This is a genomic window from Citrobacter sp. 50677481 (assembly GCF_001463265.1).
Lineage (GTDB): Bacteria > Pseudomonadota > Gammaproteobacteria > Enterobacterales > Enterobacteriaceae > Citrobacter_A > Citrobacter_A sedlakii.
Genome location: NZ_LNHZ01000015.1, coordinates 39,927 through 59,867 on the forward strand (window position 1 = coordinate 39,927; position 19,941 = coordinate 59,867).

17 protein-coding genes are annotated in these 19,941 nt (G+C 54.1%); 11 read left to right on the forward strand and 6 right to left on the reverse strand.

The annotated features are described in order from the left end of the window. Positions 1-122 precede the first annotated feature (122 nt). The 3 genes from pyrG to queE all read left to right on the forward strand — a co-directional run bounded on the left by pyrG (position 123) and on the right by queE (position 3,952). Positions 123-1,760 (forward strand): CTP synthase (glutamine hydrolyzing), encoded by a 1,638-nt coding sequence (pyrG, locus tag APU02_RS04415; RefSeq protein ID WP_060569377.1) that lies wholly within the window; start codon positions 123-125, stop codon positions 1,758-1,760. 89 nt (positions 1,761-1,849) lie between these two features. Continuing rightward, complete coding sequence (eno, locus tag APU02_RS04420) at positions 1,850-3,148, forward strand: phosphopyruvate hydratase (protein ID WP_042288799.1); 1,299 nt, start codon at positions 1,850-1,852, stop codon at positions 3,146-3,148. Positions 3,149-3,280: 132 nt separating this feature from the next. After that, positions 3,281-3,952, forward strand: coding sequence for a 7-carboxy-7-deazaguanine synthase QueE (gene queE / locus APU02_RS04425; protein ID WP_042288797.1), 672 nt, complete (start codon positions 3,281-3,283; stop codon positions 3,950-3,952). 103 nt (positions 3,953-4,055) lie between these two features. On the opposite strand, the gene APU02_RS04430 is transcribed toward queE, so the two are convergent. Together APU02_RS04430 and APU02_RS04435 are read right to left on the reverse strand one after the other, a co-directional pair. Next, entirely contained in the window at positions 4,056-5,534 is a 1,479-nt protein-coding gene (locus APU02_RS04430; protein ID WP_060569378.1) for an FGGY-family carbohydrate kinase, read from the reverse strand. A 26-nt stretch (positions 5,535-5,560) separates the two neighbouring features. Next, complete coding sequence (locus tag APU02_RS04435) at positions 5,561-6,859, reverse strand: MFS transporter (protein ID WP_060569379.1); 1,299 nt, start codon at positions 6,857-6,859, stop codon at positions 5,561-5,563. A 317-nt stretch (positions 6,860-7,176) separates the two neighbouring features. On the opposite strand from APU02_RS04435, the gene APU02_RS04440 reads away from it, so the two are divergent. The 5 genes from APU02_RS04440 (at position 7,177) to APU02_RS04460 (ending at position 12,501) form a co-directional block, all read left to right on the forward strand. Next, positions 7,177-7,962 (forward strand): SDR family oxidoreductase, encoded by a 786-nt coding sequence (locus APU02_RS04440; protein WP_042288792.1) that lies wholly within the window; start codon positions 7,177-7,179, stop codon positions 7,960-7,962. A 62-nt stretch (positions 7,963-8,024) separates the two neighbouring features. Further along, entirely contained in the window at positions 8,025-9,479 is a 1,455-nt protein-coding gene (locus APU02_RS04445) for an FAD-binding oxidoreductase (protein ID WP_060569380.1), read from the forward strand. Continuing rightward, entirely contained in the window at positions 9,463-10,890 is a 1,428-nt protein-coding gene (locus APU02_RS04450; protein ID WP_239692848.1) for an MFS transporter, read from the forward strand. The genes APU02_RS04445 and APU02_RS04450 overlap by 17 nt, the downstream gene beginning before the upstream one ends. Then, positions 10,868-11,650 (forward strand): electron transfer flavoprotein subunit beta/FixA family protein, encoded by a 783-nt coding sequence (locus APU02_RS04455; protein ID WP_060569382.1) that lies wholly within the window; start codon positions 10,868-10,870, stop codon positions 11,648-11,650. Before APU02_RS04450 ends, APU02_RS04455 begins: the two co-directional genes overlap by 23 nt. After that, entirely contained in the window at positions 11,647-12,501 is an 855-nt protein-coding gene (locus APU02_RS04460; RefSeq protein ID WP_060569383.1) for an electron transfer flavoprotein subunit alpha/FixB family protein, read from the forward strand. The genes APU02_RS04455 and APU02_RS04460 overlap by 4 nt, the downstream gene beginning before the upstream one ends. A 31-nt stretch (positions 12,502-12,532) precedes the next feature. On the opposite strand, the gene APU02_RS04465 is transcribed toward APU02_RS04460, so the two are convergent. The 4 genes from APU02_RS04465 to queD all read right to left on the reverse strand — a co-directional run bounded on the left by APU02_RS04465 (position 12,533) and on the right by queD (position 15,120). Continuing rightward, entirely contained in the window at positions 12,533-13,108 is a 576-nt protein-coding gene (locus APU02_RS04465) for a glycerol-3-phosphate responsive antiterminator (RefSeq protein WP_042288779.1), read from the reverse strand. Between the two features lie 18 nt (positions 13,109-13,126). Next, positions 13,127-13,387, reverse strand: coding sequence for a ferredoxin (locus APU02_RS04470; RefSeq protein ID WP_042288777.1), 261 nt, complete (start codon positions 13,385-13,387; stop codon positions 13,127-13,129). After that, positions 13,378-14,649 (reverse strand): FAD-dependent oxidoreductase, encoded by a 1,272-nt coding sequence (locus APU02_RS04475; protein WP_060569384.1) that lies wholly within the window; start codon positions 14,647-14,649, stop codon positions 13,378-13,380. The genes APU02_RS04470 and APU02_RS04475 overlap by 10 nt, the downstream gene beginning before the upstream one ends. A 108-nt stretch (positions 14,650-14,757) precedes the next feature. Beyond that, entirely contained in the window at positions 14,758-15,120 is a 363-nt protein-coding gene (gene queD / locus APU02_RS04480; RefSeq protein ID WP_060569385.1) for a 6-carboxytetrahydropterin synthase QueD, read from the reverse strand. 304 nt (positions 15,121-15,424) lie between these two features. Here queD and cysJ point away from each other — a divergent pair, with 304 nt between their 5' ends. The 3 genes from cysJ to cysH all read left to right on the forward strand — a co-directional run bounded on the left by cysJ (position 15,425) and on the right by cysH (position 19,770). Continuing rightward, positions 15,425-17,224 (forward strand): NADPH-dependent assimilatory sulfite reductase flavoprotein subunit, encoded by a 1,800-nt coding sequence (gene cysJ / locus APU02_RS04485; protein WP_060569386.1) that lies wholly within the window; start codon positions 15,425-15,427, stop codon positions 17,222-17,224. Next, positions 17,224-18,936, forward strand: a complete 1,713-nt coding sequence (gene cysI, locus APU02_RS04490) for an assimilatory sulfite reductase (NADPH) hemoprotein subunit (RefSeq protein ID WP_042288765.1) — start codon at positions 17,224-17,226, stop codon at positions 18,934-18,936. The genes cysJ and cysI overlap by 1 nt, the downstream gene beginning before the upstream one ends. A gap of 99 nt (positions 18,937-19,035) precedes the next feature. Further along, the gene (gene cysH / locus APU02_RS04495; RefSeq protein WP_042288763.1) at positions 19,036-19,770 is read left to right on the forward strand and encodes a phosphoadenosine phosphosulfate reductase; all 735 of its coding nucleotides are present in this window, start codon (positions 19,036-19,038) and stop codon (positions 19,768-19,770) included. Positions 19,771-19,941: the final 171 nt, after the last annotated feature.

Below are 19,941 nucleotides of genomic sequence, written 5' to 3' on the forward strand. Positions count from 1 at the left end.
TATGATAGTCCTGGCCTGGGAAGGAGACGGAGAATGAAAGTTTGTGGCGCTCGCTGTGTTCGGGTATACTACTTTCCCGTCCTGGTTATTCCATCGTTTCACCCTAACTTCTCAGGTTCAGCATGACAACGAACTATATTTTTGTGACCGGCGGGGTCGTATCCTCTCTGGGTAAAGGCATTGCCGCAGCCTCCCTCGCAGCCATTCTTGAAGCCCGTGGCCTCAATGTGACCATGATGAAACTGGATCCGTACATCAACGTCGATCCTGGCACCATGAGCCCAACCCAACACGGGGAAGTGTTCGTTACTGAAGACGGCGCTGAAACCGATCTGGATCTTGGCCACTACGAGCGTTTCATCCGTACCAAAATGACCCGTCGTAACAACTTTACGACTGGTCGTATCTACTCTGATGTTCTGCGTAAAGAGCGCCGTGGTGACTATCTGGGCGCAACCGTGCAGGTTATCCCACACATCACCAACGCCATTAAAGAACGCGTCCTTGCCGGTGGCGAAGGGCATGACGTTGTGCTGGTTGAAATCGGCGGTACCGTAGGGGATATCGAATCCCTGCCTTTCCTCGAAGCGATTCGTCAGCTGGCGGTCGATATTGGTCGTGAACATGCGCTGTTCATGCACCTGACGCTGGTGCCTTACATGGCGGCGGCTGGTGAAGTAAAAACCAAACCGACACAGCACTCCGTTAAAGAGCTGCTTTCCATTGGTATTCAGCCAGACATCCTGGTTTGCCGTTCCGATCGCGCGATTCCGGCAAACGAACGTGCGAAAATTGCATTGTTCTGTAACGTGCCTGAAAAAGCCGTTATTTCAATGAAAGATGTCGATTCCATTTATAAAATTCCGGGCCTGTTGAAATCTCAGGGTCTGGACGATTATATTTGTAAACGATTCAGCTTGAACTGTCCGGAAGCTAACCTGTCTGAATGGGAACAGGTAATTTATGAAGAAGCCAATCCGGGCGGCGAAGTGACTATCGGTATGGTCGGCAAATACATTGAACTGCCGGACGCCTATAAGTCGGTTATCGAAGCGCTGAAACACGGTGGTCTGAAGAATCGCGTCTCCGTCAACATCAAGCTGATTGATTCGCAGGATGTTGAAACGCGCGGCGTCGAAATTCTGAAAGATCTGGACGCTATTCTCATCCCTGGCGGCTTCGGCTACCGTGGTGTTGAAGGCAAGATCGCCACTGCACGCTATGCGCGTGAGAACAATATTCCTTACCTCGGCATTTGCCTGGGTATGCAGGTTGCGCTGATCGAATTTGCGCGCAACGTAGCGGGAATGGAAAACGCGAACTCTACGGAATTTGTGCCAGACTGTAAGTACCCTGTCGTGGCGCTGATTACGGAATGGCGCGACGAAGACGGTAACGTCGAGGTCCGTACCGAGAAAAGCGATCTGGGTGGTACTATGCGTCTTGGCGCACAGGCTTGCCAGTTGTCCGACGATAGCATGGTTCGCCAGCTGTACGGCCAGCCAGTCATCACCGAGCGCCATCGTCACCGCTATGAAGTCAACAACATGTTGTTGAAACAAATTGAAGCTGCGGGTCTGCGCGTTGCGGGCCGCTCCGGGGACGATCAGTTAGTCGAGATCATCGAGGTGCCTAACCATCCATGGTTCGTTGCCTGCCAGTTCCACCCGGAATTTACTTCAACGCCGCGTGACGGGCATCCGCTGTTTGCAGGCTTCGTGAAGGCCGCCAGCGAGTATCAGAAGCGTCAGGCGAAGTAAGAAGTAAAAAAGTTAGAACGGCAACGCGTACCAAAGGTACGCGTTGTTTGTCTGGAGTTTTAGTTAACTAGTGACTCGAGGAAAACCTAATGTCCAAAATCGTTAAAGTCATCGGTCGTGAAATCATCGACTCCCGTGGTAACCCGACTGTTGAAGCCGAAGTACACCTGGAAGGTGGTTTCGTCGGTATGGCTGCTGCCCCGTCAGGTGCCTCTACGGGTTCCCGCGAAGCGCTGGAACTGCGCGATGGCGACAAATCCCGTTTCCTGGGTAAAGGCGTAACCAAAGCAGTTGGCGCGGTTAACGGTCCGATCGCTCAGGCTATCCTTGGCAAAGACGCCAAAGATCAGGCTGGTATCGACAAGATCATGATCGATCTGGACGGTACTGAAAACAAATCCAACTTCGGTGCGAACGCAATCCTGGCGGTATCTCTGGCTAACGCCAAAGCCGCTGCTGCCTCTAAAGGCATGCCGCTGTACGAGCACATCGCTGAACTGAACGGTACTCCGGGCAAATATTCCATGCCGGTTCCGATGATGAACATCATCAACGGTGGCGAGCACGCTGACAACAACGTCGACATCCAGGAATTCATGATTCAGCCGGTTGGCGCGAAAACCGTTAAAGAAGCCATCCGCATGGGTTCTGAAGTTTTCCATCACCTGGCAAAAGTGCTGAAAGGCAAAGGCATGAACACTGCGGTGGGTGACGAAGGGGGTTATGCGCCGAACCTGGGTTCTAACGCCGAAGCACTGGCTGTTATCGCTGAAGCGGTAAAAGCTGCTGGCTACGAGCTGGGCAAAGACATCACTCTGGCGATGGACTGCGCAGCGTCTGAATTCTACAAAGACGGTAAATACGTTCTGGCTGGCGAAGGCAACAAAGCGTTCACCTCTGAAGAATTCACTCACTTCCTGGAAGAACTGACCAAGCAGTACCCGATCGTCTCTATCGAAGACGGTCTGGACGAGTCTGACTGGGACGGTTTCGCATACCAGACTAAAGTGCTGGGCGACAAAATTCAGCTGGTGGGCGACGACCTGTTCGTGACTAACACCAAGATCCTGAAAGAAGGTATCGAGAAAGGCATCGCTAACTCCATCCTGATCAAATTCAACCAGATCGGTTCTCTGACCGAAACCCTGGCTGCAATCAAGATGGCGAAAGACGCGGGCTACACTGCCGTTATCTCTCACCGTTCTGGCGAAACTGAAGATGCGACCATCGCTGACCTGGCTGTAGGTACCGCTGCTGGCCAGATCAAAACCGGTTCCATGAGCCGTTCTGACCGCGTTGCTAAATACAACCAGCTGATCCGTATCGAAGAAGCGCTGGGCGAAAAAGCACCGTACAACGGTCGTAAAGAGATCAAAGGCCAGGCGTAATCCTGAACTTTCGTTCTTCTAAAAAACCCGCTTCGGCGGGTTTTTTTATGCCTGCGGTAAAGCAGCTCTCGCACATGACCTTAAGGGCAACATCTGCGATACTTAACGTTTATTCCCCTTACAGAGATGACTATGCAGTACCCGATTAACGAGATGTTCCAGACCCTGCAAGGCGAGGGTTATTTTACCGGCGTTCCCGCTATTTTTATTCGCTTACAGGGATGCCCGGTTGGCTGCGCCTGGTGTGATACCAAACATACATGGGATAAGCTCGCGGATCGGGAAGTGTCGCTGTTCAGCATTCTGGCGAAAACTAAAGAGAGCGACAAATGGGGGGCAGGCAGTGCAGAAGATCTGCTTGCCATCATTGGTCGACAGGGCTGGACGGCTCGCCATGTGGTGATCACAGGAGGGGAACCCTGCATTCACGATCTGATGCCGCTAACCGAACTGCTCGAAAAGAATGGCTTTAGTTGCCAGATAGAAACCAGCGGCACTCATGAAGTGCGCTGTTCTCACTCAACCTGGGTCACCGTCTCACCAAAAGTGAATATGCGTGGCGGTTACGACGTGCTGTCGCAAGCGCTTGAGCGTGCTGATGAAATCAAACATCCTGTGGGACGTGTGCGTGACATTGAAGCGCTGGACGAACTGTTGGCGACGCTGACGGACGAAAAGCAGCGCGTTATCGCACTCCAACCCATCAGCCAGAAAGACGATGCGACCCGTCTGTGCATTGAAACCTGTATCGCCCGCAACTGGCGGTTGTCGATGCAAACGCATAAATATTTGAACATTGCCTGACAACCGCGTCAGACGTCACAGTGCAGGCCGGATAAGGCGCTTCGCGCCGCTATCCGGCACAGGGCGGGGCCGCCATGCCGGATCTGACGGTGTAGCGGGTACGTTATGCGTTAGACCAGCTTTGAATCGAGTCGACGTTATCCAGACTGCCATGCAGCACTTCATACGATTTTTTCAGAATCACATCGGTATGGCTGGTTAAATCGCGGAAGATCCCTTTATTCAATGCATCATAGCGCCTGGCGTGGCTCTCTGTCGGCATGAAGACATCTTTTACCCGCACCATTTTTTCTGTCGCCGTCTCATAGTCCGGATATAATCCAAGCCCTACCGCTGTATTGATAGCGGCCCCAAGACTGGCGCAACCGTTTATCACATTCCGCCTCGTTGGCAGGTTGAACACATCGGCAAAGATTTGCATAAACAGATCGCTGTTTGAACCGCCCCCCGTAATGATGAGATGTCTGGCAAAGCGGCCCATTTCATTACACATCTCGTCGTAGTTATTTTTCAGGGTCAGGGCAACGCTCTCCAGAATGGAGCGATAGATCCAGGCGTAGTCCATACTGGAATCAAAACCAATCATTATGCCGCGCTTGAAGGGTTCCCAGGGATTGGTGAGCCAGTCCAGAACGGTCATCAGGCCGTTGCAGCCAGGTGGAACGCAGGCGGCTTTTTTATTTAACAAATCCTCCGGTGAAAGATCCTGCGCTTTTGCCTCCGCAAACAACGATTCACCCAACATATCGCGCAACCAACTGACCGTCCACATGCCTTTACGGATACCATAGCCTTCATACAGTAAGGTTTCAGGAACAGAAGACATAATCGGCCAGTAAGCGCGCGGTTCTACAGGCAGCGTTTTACCGTTCATCATCAGGGCGATATAAGTGCCCAGAGAAATCACTGCGGTTTCGTCGTCCAGTAATCCCGCGCCCAGCGCCTCTACCGGTTTATCGCTGGTGGTGCAGACGACGGGTAATCCAACTGGGAAATGGGTAGCCAGTGCAGCCTCGCGGGTCAGATGACCGAGCACGGTGCCGGGCATCTGAACATCAAACAGCATATTGCGTGGAATATTGAATTTCCTGATAACCTCTTCATCGTCACTCCATGTCCAGGTCTTATAATCCACCGGCCACTGGCCAAAATAATTGGCGATGTTGTCTTTAAACTCGCCGGTTAAGCGATGAGACAGATAACCTGAAAATGACGTAACGTAGGCCACATCGGGGTTGTTGTGCTCATAGGGACGCGTAACGCGCGTATCCTGCCAGCTTATCAGCGGAGCGGCCGGGGTGCCGTCGGCTTTAAGCAAAGCGCGACAGCAGCGAATGGAGCCAAGCCCAATGCCGACAATGTCCTTTTTATCTCCCGCGAATTGGCTCATTAATTCTCTGCCGGCAAAGCATAAAGAGGTCCATAAATCGTCGTCAGGATGTTCCGCGGTATCAGCATCCGGCGTGTGCATAGGTTGCAGTTGCCCTTTACCTTCACAAACAATATTGCCATTCAGATCGTACATCACAACTTTGGTACTCTGACTTCCACCATCAATTCCAATGATGTATTTCTTCGACATTGCCATTCTCCTTTAATTTTCTCTCTTCACTCTCCGGTGGTATCAGCAGCCAGTGAGGTTAACTTTTCCGGTACGGCGTTGGCGGTACGAATTTTGCGAAACAGTAAGAAGGTAAAAAAGATCACCATGCACAGCGCCGCCAGCCCCATCAGCCACATGTTGCGGTAAGCTTCGGCAGCTGGCAGGGTGTCCTGCCAGTACCCGACGATCGGATAGACAAAGACGTCGGGCAGGAAACCGATCACTGAACAGATCCCTACGGTGGTTCCCATAATGTAAGACGGCGTTCTGGCTTCGCCGGGACAGGCCCAGTACAGTCCACGGGAGGCGTAGCAGGTGAAACCGAGGAGCAGAATCAACCCGATCCCCATCACCACAGACTGCGGGTTGGTATTGGTCGCCAGCAGTGCGATGAGCGTGAGCGCGCCGACACAGGAGAGCAACTGGATCACCCGCGTAGGGGATTTGATTTTGCTGTAAGTGGTAATGATCCCGCCCAACGGTCCGCAGATCGCACGGAAGATTTTATTGATGACGATCCCCATGTAGCTTGCCGCCACCAGCGACATGCCGTACATTTCGGTCAGATAATTGGTGGAGTAGCTGAGAATGGCATAGATGGTAAAGACGCCGAAAATGACCATACTGCAGTACCATGTCGTGCTGATACGCAATACCGCCAGAATATCGCGTAGCTGAAACGTCTGTTTTTCGACCGCCACACTGTCGCGACGGGCGTGGCTGTCGCTAACGAAGAACCAGCATAAAATGCCCAGCAGGATGTACACAACGCTGTAAATCAGAATCACGGCCTTCAGGCTGTTGCTGTCATCCGGCGCGAAGCGGGAAAAGACCCACATAGTGAATACCGCCAGTGACATAACGCCCACGCCGCGAAGCCCTTCCATCCAGCCCATTATTTTGCCCTGCTCGCTGTGGTCTCCCAGCAGTGACGCGGCTTTGATTGAGACTGACCACAGCATCAGGATCGTGGTGACTGCAAAAGCGACCTGGATACAGAGCATGACCCACAACGGTGGGTAAGTCATCATCAGCAGACCGAGCATGCCGGTTAATATCATTGCTGAGGTAATCATTTTGCGATGCGAAAATTTATCGGCAATAACCCCGCTGGGAGCATAAAGAATAATAGCGGCAACGCCGAACGTACTCATTATTAGCCCGATTTCGGTATTGCTAAACCCCATAAATTTTGCCATGGGAATCTGATATATATAGCGTAAATAAGCCAGATCGAAACTGACGCCTCCGCTAAAGCTTATAATAGCGAGGGTTATCCAACGACGATATGAGTTCTGGTGCATATCGAATTCCCATTTTTGACAGACAAAAAAAAGAGAAAAGTAAACCGCCTTTTCAGGTGGATTACTTTTCTCAGGTCTCTAGTAATTGCATTCAGAAATAGCATGGAAGGGCTAATAAGTGTGTGAGAATAATCACGCTTCTGGATGTTTGGCTTATTTATAAAATGAAACGGGCAACTGTGATTTCGATCACGTAAGATAGATTAACGCTGTGTTAAAACATATCACAGTTACCAGAGATAATGAGAAAGGTAACTTCCCTGTCGCCGGGGAAGTTACCTTTCTTTTTTTTTGCCTTAAGGAATGTGGAGCTTACTATGTCGATCGAATCTCTCAATGCGTTCTCAATGAATTTTTTCTCGTTGCAAGGAAAAACCGCGATCGTAACGGGCGGCAACAGCGGCCTGGGCCTCGCTTTCGCAACGGCGTTGGCGAAGGCTGGGGCGAATCTGTTTATCCCGAGCTTTATAAAAGACCATGAGGAAAGCAGGGAACTTATTGAAAAACAGGGTGTTGAAGTTGAGTTTATGCATGTGGATATCACGGAAAAAGGGGCGCCGCAGAAGATTATCGCCGCCTGCTGCGAACGTTTCGGCACAGTGGATATTCTGGTGAATAACGCCGGGATTTGTAAGCTGAACAAAGTACTGGACTTTGGCCGCGCGGACTGGGATCCGATGATTGACGTTAACCTGACCGCGGCATTTGAGTTAAGCCATGAGGCCGCCAAAATAATGATCCCGCAACATAGCGGTAAAATTATTAATATCTGTTCTTTGTTCTCTTATCTTGGCGGGCAATGGTCGCCAGCTTATTCCGCAACTAAACATGCGCTTGCCGGGTTGACGAAAGCATATTGTGATGAACTGGGGCAATACAATATCCAGGTTAATGGCATTGCCCCTGGCTATTATGCAACAGATATTACATTAGCGACGCGCAGTAATCCGGAAACAAATCAACGGGTGTTGGATCATATCCCGGCAAATCGTTGGGGAGATACTCAGGATTTAATGGGCGCGGCGATATTCCTTGCCAGTCAGGCTTCTGATTATGTTAACGGTCATTTACTGGTCGTCGATGGTGGTTATCTGGTCCGCTAATTTATGGCGGTGGTTTCTGTTTTTATTCATTATTCCGAATGACTTATCAGGAAGGAAGGGCTATGACTTTATCTCGAGAAGCGATTGTTGACCAGTTAAAAGAAATTGTCGGTTCAGAACGTGTCATTACCGATGAAACGGTGTTAAAGAAAAACAGTATTGATCGCTTTCGCAAATATGCGGATATTCACGGCGTTTATACGCTGCCACTGCCCGCGGCTGTCGTGAAGCTGGGATCGACAGAACAGGTGTCCCGCGTACTGGCGTTTATGAACCAGCATAAAATCAATGGCGTACCGCGTACCGGCGCATCCGCAACCGAAGGCGGGCTGGAAACCGTAGTCAAAAATTCCGTTGTCCTTGATGGCGCAGGGATGAATCAGATCCTGAGCATTGACGTTGAAAATATGCAAGCGACGGCGCAGTGCGGCGTTCCGCTTGAGATTCTGGAGAACGCGCTACGTGAGAAAGGTTATACCACCGGCCATTCGCCGCAATCTAAACCCCTGGCGCAGATGGGTGGGCTGGTAGCGACCCGCAGTATTGGGCAGTTTTCCACCCTGTACGGCGCGATTGAAGATATGGTCGTCGGGCTGGAAGCGGTGCTGGCGGATGGAACTGTCACCCGAATTAAGAACGTCCCGCGCCGCGCTGCCGGGCCGGATATTCGCCATATTATTATCGGTAATGAAGGCGCGCTGTGCTATATCACTGAAGTCACAGTGAAAATTTTTAAATTTACGCCGGAAAACAATCTCTTTTACGGCTATATCCTTGATGACATGAAGGTTGGTTTCGATATCCTCCGCGAGGTGATGGTAGAGGGATATCGGCCCTCCATTGCGCGCCTGTATGACGCCGAGGACGGCACCCAGCACTTCACCCATTTTGCCGATGGCAAATGCGTACTCATCTTTATGGCCGAGGGAAACGCGCGGATAGCGAAAGCGACCGGTGAAGGGATTGCTGAGATCGTGGCGCGCTATCCGGAGTGCCAGCGTGTGGACAGCAGGCTTATTGAGAACTGGTTCAATCAACTGAACTGGGGGCCGGAGAAAGTGGCGGCTGAGCGGGTGCAGATCCTGAAAACCGGCAATATGGGATTCACGACAGAAGTGTCGGGCGGTTGGGGATGTATTCACCAGATCTACGAAAATGTGATCAGGCGTATCCGTAATGAGTTTCCCCACGCGGATGATATCACCATGCTCGGCGGTCACTCTTCTCACAGTTATATCAACGGCACCAATATGTATTTTGTCTATGACTACAACGTAGTGGACTGTAAGCCGGAAGAAGAGATCGATAAATACCATAATCCACTGAATAAGATCATCTGCGAAGAGACTATCAGACTGGGCGGCTCAATGGTGCATCACCACGGCATTGGTAAGCATCGCGTTCACTGGAGCAAGCTGGAGCATGGCAGCGCATGGCCGCTTCTGGAAGGTCTCAAACGCCAGTTTGATCCGAACGGCATAATGAATACGGGGACGATTTATCCCATCGAGAAATAACGTAACAGGTGGCTTCCCGCTCGGGAAGCCACTTTTTTTACCGGACAATGAAGGGGTAGAAATGAACACTTCACCGGTGCGCATGGATGACTTACCGTTAAATGCTTTTCACTGCCGTATTGCGGCGTTAACCTTTGGCGCGCATCTTACTGACGGATATGTTCTTGGTGGGGTGGGTTACGCCATTATCCCATTGATGTCAGCAATGCAACTGACGCCTTTTATGGCCGGGATGATTGGCGGAGCCGCGTTGCTCGGGCTTTTTCTCGGTAGCCTTATACTGGGCTGGGTGTCCGATCATATCGGCCGACAGAAGATTTTTACCTTCAGCTTTATGCTGATCACTATCGCTTCATTTTTGCAGTTTTTCGTCTCAACGCCGGAACAGCTGATCGCGTTACGGATCCTCATCGGGATTGGGCTTGGCGGCGATTATTCCGTCGGCCATACGCTGTTGGCTGAATTTGCGCCGCGACGTCATCGGGGAGTTCTGCTCGGAGCATTCAGCGTGGTATGGACTATCGGCTACGTACTGGCGAGTCTGGTTGGACATCATTTCATTTCCGCAAGCCCGGATGCCTGGCGCTGGCTGCTTGCCTCGGCGGCGTTGCCCGCACTGTTGATTACTTTGCTTCGTTGGGGAACGCCGGAATCACCTCGCTGGCTGATACGCCAGGGACGCTTTGCGGAAGCTCATGCGGTGGTTCATCGCTATTTTGGCCCGCACGTCCTGCCCGGCGATGAAATTGCCGCCGCGTCCACTAAACATATTAAAACGCTCTTTTCCGCTCGCTACTGGCGGCGAACAGTTTTTAACAGCGTTTTCTTTGTCTGCCTGGTGATCCCGTGGTTTGTTATCTATACCTGGCTGCCGACGATTGCCCGGACTGTTGGTCTGGAGGATGCGCTTACCGCCAGCCTGCTGCTGAATGCGCTATTAATTGTCGGCGCACTGCTGGGGCTACTATTAACGCATCTGTTGACGCATCGTCGGTTCCTGCTCGGCAGTTTCCTTCTGCTTGCGGCAACGCTGTTCGTGATGGCTTTCTTGCCGCCAGGCAGCGCTTTCACATTGCTGCTGTTTGTTCTGTTCAGCACCACGATTTCTGCTGTCAGCAACCTGGTGGGGATCCTGCCTGCGGAAAGCTTCCCGACTGATATTCGTTCGCTGGGCGTTGGATTTGCGACGGCGATGAGTCGGCTTGGCGCTGCGATAAGCACCGGTCTGTTACCTTTGATGCTGGCGCAATGGGGAATGCAGGTCACGTTGTTGCTATTGGCGGGCGTGTTACTGATTGGATTTATCGTGAGCTGGCTATGGGCGCCGGAAACGAAGGCATTGCCGCTGGCGGTGGCCGGGAGGGTGGAGAAAAGACAGGGAGGGGTAAATGAACATTCTGTTAGCGTTTAAAGCAGAGCCGGACTCCGGCATGCTGGCGGAAAAGGACTGGCTGGCTGCGACACAGGATACCTGCGGCCCCGACACCGCTTTGCTGCGCAGCTCGCCTGGCACCGACGAGCAGGCCGCCGCCGCATTGCTGTTGGCTGAGCGCCGGGCAGGTTGTGAGATGGTCCTGACGGCGCTGAACATCGGCGATGAACGGTCGCTGCACTGGTTACGCTATTTTTCCGCGCTGGGTTTTGATAAGACGGTACTGCTGGAGAACGGGGCGGATCTGCGATTTGCGCCAGCATTCATCGCCGGGCAGATCGCCGACTGGCATTACCGTCACGGGGCCGACCTGATTATCACCGGATGCCAGAGTAGCGAAGGGCAGAACGGGCAAACGCCGTTTCTGCTGGCGGAAATGCTGGGGTGGCCATGCTTTAGCCAGGTGACGCGTTTTGCGCTTGAGGCGCCCTTCATCAGCGTTGATCAGCGAATGGAGTCCGGGCTTCGTCGTTGCCGGGTACGTCTTCCGGCGGTCATCGCCGTCAGACAGTGTGGCGAAGTGGCGCTCCCTGTGCCCGGCATGCGCCAGCGCCTGGCGGCGGCCAAAGCGGAGATTATCCGCCAGCCCGTCGACATTGTGGTGCCTCAGGGGCGCAATTGTCTGGCGCTGACGCGACCGGAACAGCGACGGCGCGCGAAAATTATCGACGGCGCGACGGCGCAAGAAAAGGCCCGGATTTTATGGCGGGACTATTTGCGTCAGAGGTGCGCGCCATGAAAATAGCAATGATTACCACGCCCGGAGAATGTGCGGCAATGGTGGGATGGATCGCGGCAAATGCCCCCGGTGCGGCGGAAGTGGAGCGCTGGGTAATCGATTCCGTACCGGCGGTTGCGGAACAGGTGCTCGACGCGCTGGCCGCCCAATGGGCGATAACGCCTGCCGGGGTGCTGATCTTTCCCTCTGGTTCGTTCGGCGATGAGCTTGCAACACGTCTGGCCTGGCGGCTACGGGGTGATAGCGTATGTCAGGTGGTTACCGCAGACCTGCAACAAGGGCGGGTGAGTAAATCACATTGGGGGGGCGCGCTCTTAGCGTCCCTGCCTGTCTCCGGTTGTCCTGTGTGCCTCTCACTGGCGCGCCAGCCTGATGCGGGCGCGTCAGCGTCGGTTTTGCCAGTTATGACGGAACGACGTATCGTCCCGGCGGAACCACCTGACTGGCTCGAACACCTTGAAAGCGTGAAAAGCGAAAACAGGCACCCTCTGTTACAGGCCAGCCATGTTCTGGTGGTTGGGCAGGGAGGCCGCGAGGTTGAAGAGGATAAAATCACCGCTCTGGCCCAGGCGCTACGCGCCGAGGCGGGATACAGCCGGGCGCGGGTGATGAACGGCGGAGTGGATGTGGAACGGATGGTTGGCATCACCGGCCATCTGCTTTCGCCGGATGTCTGTATTGTGGCGGGAGCTTCCGGCGCGGCGGCGTTGATGGCCGGGATTCGCCAGAGTCAGTTTGTCGTGGCGATAAATTGCGATCCCGACGCGCCTGTTTTTTCCCAGGCGGATGTCGGTATCGTCGATGACTGGCCAGAGGTGCTGGAGGAACTCGTGGCGTGTACGAAAACGTAGCCTCAGGGTGTTTGCCCTCCGGCCGCTGAGGCTAATTCAGCTTTTTAGCCAGCGTCCAGACGTCGGTATTGGTGGTGGAAAGCGCCGCCACGCCGGCTTTTATAGCATTGCGCGCGTCTTCCTCATCGCAGACCAGCCCGCCGGCAATCAGCGGCTGGCGTATTTTTTCCGTGACCCAACCCAGCACTTTTGGCATGCAGCCGGGCAAAATCTCAATACAGTCCGGATTTGACTGCGCGACTTGCTTATCAATATTGTGAAAAGAGATGGAGTCGACGATAAACAGGCGATGGATGCAGAAAAAGCCCTCCGCCCGTGCGGCTTTAAGCATCGGGGCTTTGGTGCTGATGATGCCATCTGCCTCGGTGACCAGCTTCAGAAACTGAATGACCACCTCTTTATTCGATGCTCCCTCCAGCAGATCAACGTGGATAAACGCATATTTTCCGGCATTCTTGATCTTCTTCACGATGTTGCTGATGGTGCAGATATTGCCATACAGCACGGAGATGAACAGACATTCGGAGTCAATCGCTAACTGCAGGCTGGCATTATCTTTTACGGCGGCAATGACGGGATTCTGGCGGAGCAGGTGTAACAGGGGCATAGATTATCCTTATAAATATTAGCCGAAGCGGTAAGCGATGCCAGCACCGGACGCGGGATAGCGCCACTGTAGCAACATTTCATCGTCGCACAACAGGCGACAGGCGCCGCACTCCAGACAGCCGCGAAAGTCGATGAGCAATTCGCCTTCCGGTGACAGGGAATACAGCCCGGCAGGGCAGGCGGCGATCAACCGCGCGGCCGTTTCGTGGTCGATCTGCCTGGCGGGAACGATATGGGAAAAACTGGCGGGACGCCAGACGTTGCGGGCTACAGACATCGTATGCTCCTGATAATATCGCCTGCTAAATGACGCAGGCCGTGACGACGGAGATGACGCCAGACAACCTGGCGCAGCGGGGCCACCGGTCCCTCTCCCTGACGCCAGATTTCGCGGGAAACATCATCCATCAGCGCGGGCCATTGACGATACCATCCCGGGCGCTGTAACAGGTCCGGAAGATGACGGTAGCGTTGCAGAACGTCCCACAGCAGACTGTGCTGAATATCCTGATGGTAGGCCGGAAAAAGATTTTGCGGATCGCGTTTCTGGCAGGCGTGAATTAGCGTTTGCGCCGCGGCCTGCGCGCCGAGAAGCGCCATGTCCATTCCTCTGATTGTGAAGCCGGTATTGACGCAGCTACGTAGCGCATCTCCGACCAGCAGCCAGCCTTCCCCTGCATATTGCACGGGCAGACTATGCAGGCCGCCTTCCGGCACCAGATGGGCGCCGTACTCCAGTGTTTCGCTGCCTTTGAGTAAAGGGCGAAGCGCCGGATGCGTTTTCAGCCGCTCCAGCAGTCTGCCTGCCGGAATATCACCCTGCGCCAGCGAGGAGAGGGGACAGACGACGCCAAAAGAGAGCGTGTCCTGATTGGTATACAGGAACGCTCCGCCGGGCCGATCGGCACAAATTTCACCACTGAACAATATCGCTGCGCCTTCTTCAGAAGATAAGCGAAAACGCTCCTCAAGCAATTGTTTGTCCAGCGCCAGCGTTTCTTTTATCCCCAGCGCCATACTGCTTCGCGATGGCGGCGGCAAAAAACCATAACGTTCCGCCAGAAGGCTGTTTGCGCCTTCCGCCAGGACAACATAGCGGGCGCGCAGCGTCTCGTTGTCAGCAATCACGCCGCAAACCCTGCCCTTTTCACAATGCAGCGCTTCAACCGTCACGCCGCTGATAAACTGAACACCTTCGGCTTCCGCCTGGGCGACAAACCAGGGATCGAAGCGGGCGCGCAACAGGCTCCATGACTCCCCGTCCGAACGCAGGCTGGAGTAGGTTGTCGCGCCGTCATGCGTGAGTAACGTGAGGTTTTCCTGGGTAATTCGTCGTTCCAGCGGGGCGGTGCGTTGGAAGTGGGGGAGAAGTTCGGCGAGCGCATGCGCGTAGAGTCGTCCGCCGGAAAGGTTTTTACTGCCGGGGCGTTCTCCACGCTCAAGCAACAGCACCGACAGTCCGGCGCGGGCGCAACGTAAAGCACAAGCGGTTCCCGCTATCCCTGCCCCGACAAAAATAATATCGAAATCGTCAACCATGCTGTGCTCCTTTATCCAGAGCACATAACCCTATCAGATTGACGGTAAAGGAATGTTGACTCCCGGCACATCCCGGTTATACGCCAGGCAGTTGGGGAAAAATGCGGATCATTCGCCGCGATAGACGCAGCCTGCCGTACACGTTTCTTTTACCATCACCGCGCTCAGTAACGGTACTGCGGGTTTTACCTGTTCCCAAATCCACTTCGCCAGCACTTCGCTGGTGGGATTCGACAAACCCGGAATATCATTCAGGTAGTAGTGATCCAGACGGTCATAGGTCGGCTTAAACGCCGCCTTCAGTTCTGCAAAATCAATAATCCAACCCGTGTGCGGATCAACTTCGCCGGTAACCTCCAGGCGCACCATAAAAGAGTGCCCGTGCAGACGACCACATTTATGTCCTTCCGGGACGTGCGGCAAACGGTGAGCGGCTTCGAAGGTGAAATCTTTAAACAGGGTGGTGGTCATCTTAAATTCTCAGTCAGGCAAAAACCGCCGTAGGGTACAGCAAAGTACATTTTTTCGCATTAACTAAAGCGGCCATGACGCGTTGATTACGGAATTGACGCGATGAATAATGTGTATCTCTATATATTTCAGTGGGTTATTTAATCGCTTTTATTGTTAATAACGATAACTAAAACAGGTTAGTCCATTTGGTTATTTGATATTTCCAACCCTTCTTTAATTGTTATTATCCCCGCCGTTAACCTTACCCTCAGTTTGGGTTTTATCGCTTAAATCCGCTTTGCTTACTGGAACATAACGACGCATGACGACACAGGCCCCACCTTCCGCTTTGCTTCCGCTGAACCCGGAGCAGTTGGCGCGCCTTCAGGCGGCCACAACCGATCTCTCGCCCACGCAGCTTGCCTGGGTCTCTGGCTATTTCTGGGGCATGCTGAATCAGCAGCCGGGCGCAGCCGTGTCACCGCCTGCGCCGGTCGCTGAAATGCCGGGCATCACGCTGATTTCCGCTTCCCAGACCGGCAACGCGCGCCGTGTCGCGGAAGCGCTGCGTGATGATTTGCTGGCGGCTAAACTCAGCGTCACGCTGGTCAACGCAGGCGACTACAAATTCAAACAGATCGGCAATGAAAAGCTGCTGGTTGTTGTGGCTTCCACGCAGGGAGAAGGGGAACCGCCGGAAGAAGCCGTCGCGCTGCACAAGTTCCTGTTTTCGAAAAAAGCGCCGAAGCTGGAAAATACCGCCTTTGCCGTGTTCGGTCTTGGCGATACGTCGTATGAATTCTTCTGCCAGGCCGGGAAAGATTTCGACAGCAGGCTGGCGGAACTGGGCGGTGAGCGTTTACTGGATCGCGTGGATGCCGACGTCGAATACCAGCCCGCCGCCGCAGAATGGCGTGCGCGCGTGGTTGACGTGTTGAAATCCCGTGCGCCGGTCGCTGCCCCTTCGCAGGTCATTGCCAGTGGTGCGGTTAACGAAATTCACTCCAGCCCCTACACTAAAGAAGCGCCGCTCAGCGCATCGCTTTCGGTCAATCAAAAGATTACCGGGCGTAATTCAGAAAAAGACGTGCGCCATATCGAGATCGATCTTGGCGATTCCGGCCTGCGTTACCAGCCCGGCGATGCGCTGGGCGTCTGGTATCAGAACGATCCGGCGCTGGTTAAAGAGATTGTCGAGCTGGTATGGCTGAAAGGCGATGAACCCGTAACGGTTGACGGGAAAAACCTCCCGCTGTCGGAGGCGTTGCAGTGGCATTTTGAGTTAACGGTCAACACCGCCAATATCGTTGAAAACTACGCCACGCTAACGCGCAGTGAATCCCTGTTGCCGCTGGTGGGCGATAAAGCGCAGTTGCAGCACTATGCGGCGACGACGCCGATTGTCGACATGCTGCGCTTCTCACCGGCACAACTGGACGCAGACGCGCTGATCGGCCTGCTGCGTCCGCTTACGCCGCGCCTGTATTCCATTGCCTCATCGCAGGCGGAAGTGGAAAGCGAAGTGCATATTACCGTCGGCGCGGTACGTTATGAGGTGGAAGGCCGTGCCCGTGCCGGTGGTGCGTCCAGTTTCCTCGCCGATCGTGTCGAAGAAGAAGGCGAAGTGCGCGTGTTCATCGAACACAATGATAATTTCCGTCTGCCGGAAAACCCACAAACGCCAGTCATTATGATCGGTCCTGGTACCGGCATCGCCCCCTTCCGCGCCTTTATGCAGCAGCGCGCGGCGGATGAAGCGCCGGGGAAAAACTGGCTGTTTTTTGGCAATCCGCACTTTACCGAAGATTTCCTCTACCAGGTGGAATGGCAGCGCTACGTTAAAGAGGGCGTGCTCACGCGCATCGATCTGGCCTGGTCACGCGATCAAAAAGAAAAAGTCTACGTACAAGACAAACTGCGCGAACAGGGCGCAGAACTGTGGCGCTGGATTAACGACGGCGCGCACATTTATGTCTGCGGCGACGCCAATCGCATGGCGAAGGACGTTGAGCAGGCACTGCTGGACGTGATTGCTGAATTCGGCGGGATGGACGCCGAAGCAGCGGATGAATTTTTAAGTGAGCTGCGCGTAGAGCGCCGTTATCAGCGAGATGTCTACTAATGAGCGAAAAACATCCAGGACCACTGGTGGTCGAAGGTAAACTGTCAGACGCCGAGCGCATGAAGCTGGAAAGCAACTACCTGCGCGGCACCATTGCTGAAGATCTGAATGACGGTCTCACCGGCGGGTTTAAAGGCGACAACTTCCTGCTGATCCGCTTTCACGGTATGTATCAGCAGGACGATCGCGATATCCGCGCCGAGCGCGCCGAGCAGAAGCTGGAGCCGCGTCACGCGATGCTACTGCGCTGCCGTTTGCCGGGCGGCGTCATCACCACGAAACAGTGGCAGGCGATCGACAAGTTCGCGGCTGAAAACACGATTTACGGCAGCATCCGTCTGACCAACCGTCAGACCTTCCAGTTCCACGGCATTCTGAAGAAAAACGTGAAGCCGGTGCACCAGATGCTGCACTCCGTTGGACTGGATGCGCTGGCGACCGCCAACGACATGAACCGCAACGTGCTCTGCACCTCGAACCCTTATGAGTCTGAGCTGCATGCCGAAGCCTACGCGTGGGCGAAGAAAATCTCTGAGCATCTGCTGCCGCGCACCCGCGCTTATGCGGAGATCTGGCTGGATCAGGAAAAGGTCGCGACCACCGATGAAGAACCGATTCTCGGTCAGACCTATCTGCCGCGTAAGTTCAAAACCACGGTGGTGATCCCGCCGCAGAATGATATCGATCTGCATGCCAACGACATGAACTTTGTCGCCGTGGCGGAAAACGGCAAGCTGGTGGGCTTTAACCTGCTGGTGGGCGGCGGATTGTCCATCGAACACGGTAACAAGAAAACCTATGCCCGCACCGCGAGCGAGTTCGGCTTCCTGCCGCTGGAGCACACGCTGGCGGTGGCGGAAGCGGTGGTCACCACCCAGCGCGACTGGGGTAACCGCACCGACCGTAAAAACGCGAAAACCAAATACACCCTGGAGCGCGTGGGCGTTGAGACATTTAAAGCGGAGGTTGAACGTCGCGCGGGGATCACATTTGCGCCGATTCGCCCGTATGAATTCACCGGTCGCGGCGATCGTATCGGCTGGGTAAAAGGCATCGACAATAACTGGCACCTGACGTTGTTTATTGAAAATGGCCGTATTCTGGATTATCCGGGCCGTCCGCTGAAAACGGGTCTGCTTGAGATTTCGAAGATCCATAAAGGTGAATTCCGCATTACCGCTAACCAGAACCTGATTATTGCCGGCGTGCCGGAGAGCGAAAAAGCGAAAATAGAGAAGATCGCGCAGGAGAGCGGCTTAATGAATGCCGTAACGCCGCAGCGGGAAAACTCAATGGCTTGCGTCTCGTTCCCGACCTGTCCGCTGGCAATGGCAGAGGCTGAACGCTTCCTGCCGACCTTTATTGATAAGGTCGATACGCTGATGGCGAAGCATGGGGTGAGCGATGAGCATATTGTTATGCGCGTGACCGGTTGCCCGAACGGCTGTGGCCGCGCCATGCTGGCGGAAGTGGGGCTGGTCGGGAAAGCGCCGGGGCGTTACAACCTGCATCTGGGCGGCAACCGCATCGGAACGCGTATTCCCCGCATGTTTAAAGAGAATATCACCGAGCCGGAGATTCTGGCCTCGCTGGATGAACTGATCGGGCGCTGGGTGAAAGAGCGCGAAGCGGGTGAAGGCTTCGGCGACTTTACGGTGCGTGCGGGCATTATTCGCCCGGTGCGCGATCCTGCGCGGGATTTTTGGGAATAACCACGCCTTTGCCCGGAGGCGCTTCGCTTACCGGGCCTTTAGGTTTTCAGGCCGGGCAAACGTCATTGCCGCCCGGCAATGCAGGCAAACGAGGTTCTTATGTCCATACTCGATCTAAACGCCCTGAACGATCTGCCAAAAGTTGAACGTGTTATGGCGTTGGCAGAAATCAACAGCCAGCTGGAAAAACGGGATGCAGAAGGCCGCGTGGTCTGGGCGCTGGAAAATCTGCCCGGTGAATACGTGCTGTCGTCCAGCTTTGGCATTCAGGCGGCGGTCAGTTTGCATCTGGTCAATCAGATCCGCCCGGACATTCCGGTGATCCTCACTGATACCGGTTATTTGTTTCCGGAAACCTACCGCTTTATTGATGAGTTAACGGACAAGCTCAAGCTGAACCTGAAGGTGTACCGCGCGACTGAAAGCGCCGCCTGGCAAGAAGCGCGCTACGGCAAACTCTGGGAACAGGGCGTTGAGGGCATTGAGAAATACAATGAGATCAACAAAGTCGAGCCGATGAACCGTGCGCTGAAAGAGCTGAACGCGCAAACGTGGTTTGCTGGTTTGCGTCGCGAGCAGTCCGGGAGTCGGGCCCATCTGCCGGTGCTGGCCATTCAGCGTGGGGTGTTTAAGGTGTTGCCCATCATCGACTGGGACAACCGCACGGTGTACCAGTACCTGCAAAAACACGGCCTGAAATACCACCCGCTGTGGGATGAAGGCTATCTCTCGGTGGGCGACACGCACACTACCCGCAAGTGGGAGCCGGGGATGGCAGAAGAAGAAACCCGCTTCTTTGGCCTGAAACGCGAATGCGGTTTGCACGAGGGGTAATTTCTTCAGGAAGGTTGAATCACCATAATACTTGCCCTGGTGAAACATAAGAAAGCCTACAGGCTCTTTTATTCCATATTCTAATACCACTCAACCACTGCGTTTTGATGTTATGGAATAATCAGTAAAGCATTCAATGAAAAACTCTTGATACTCCAGTGAGTTATGTGT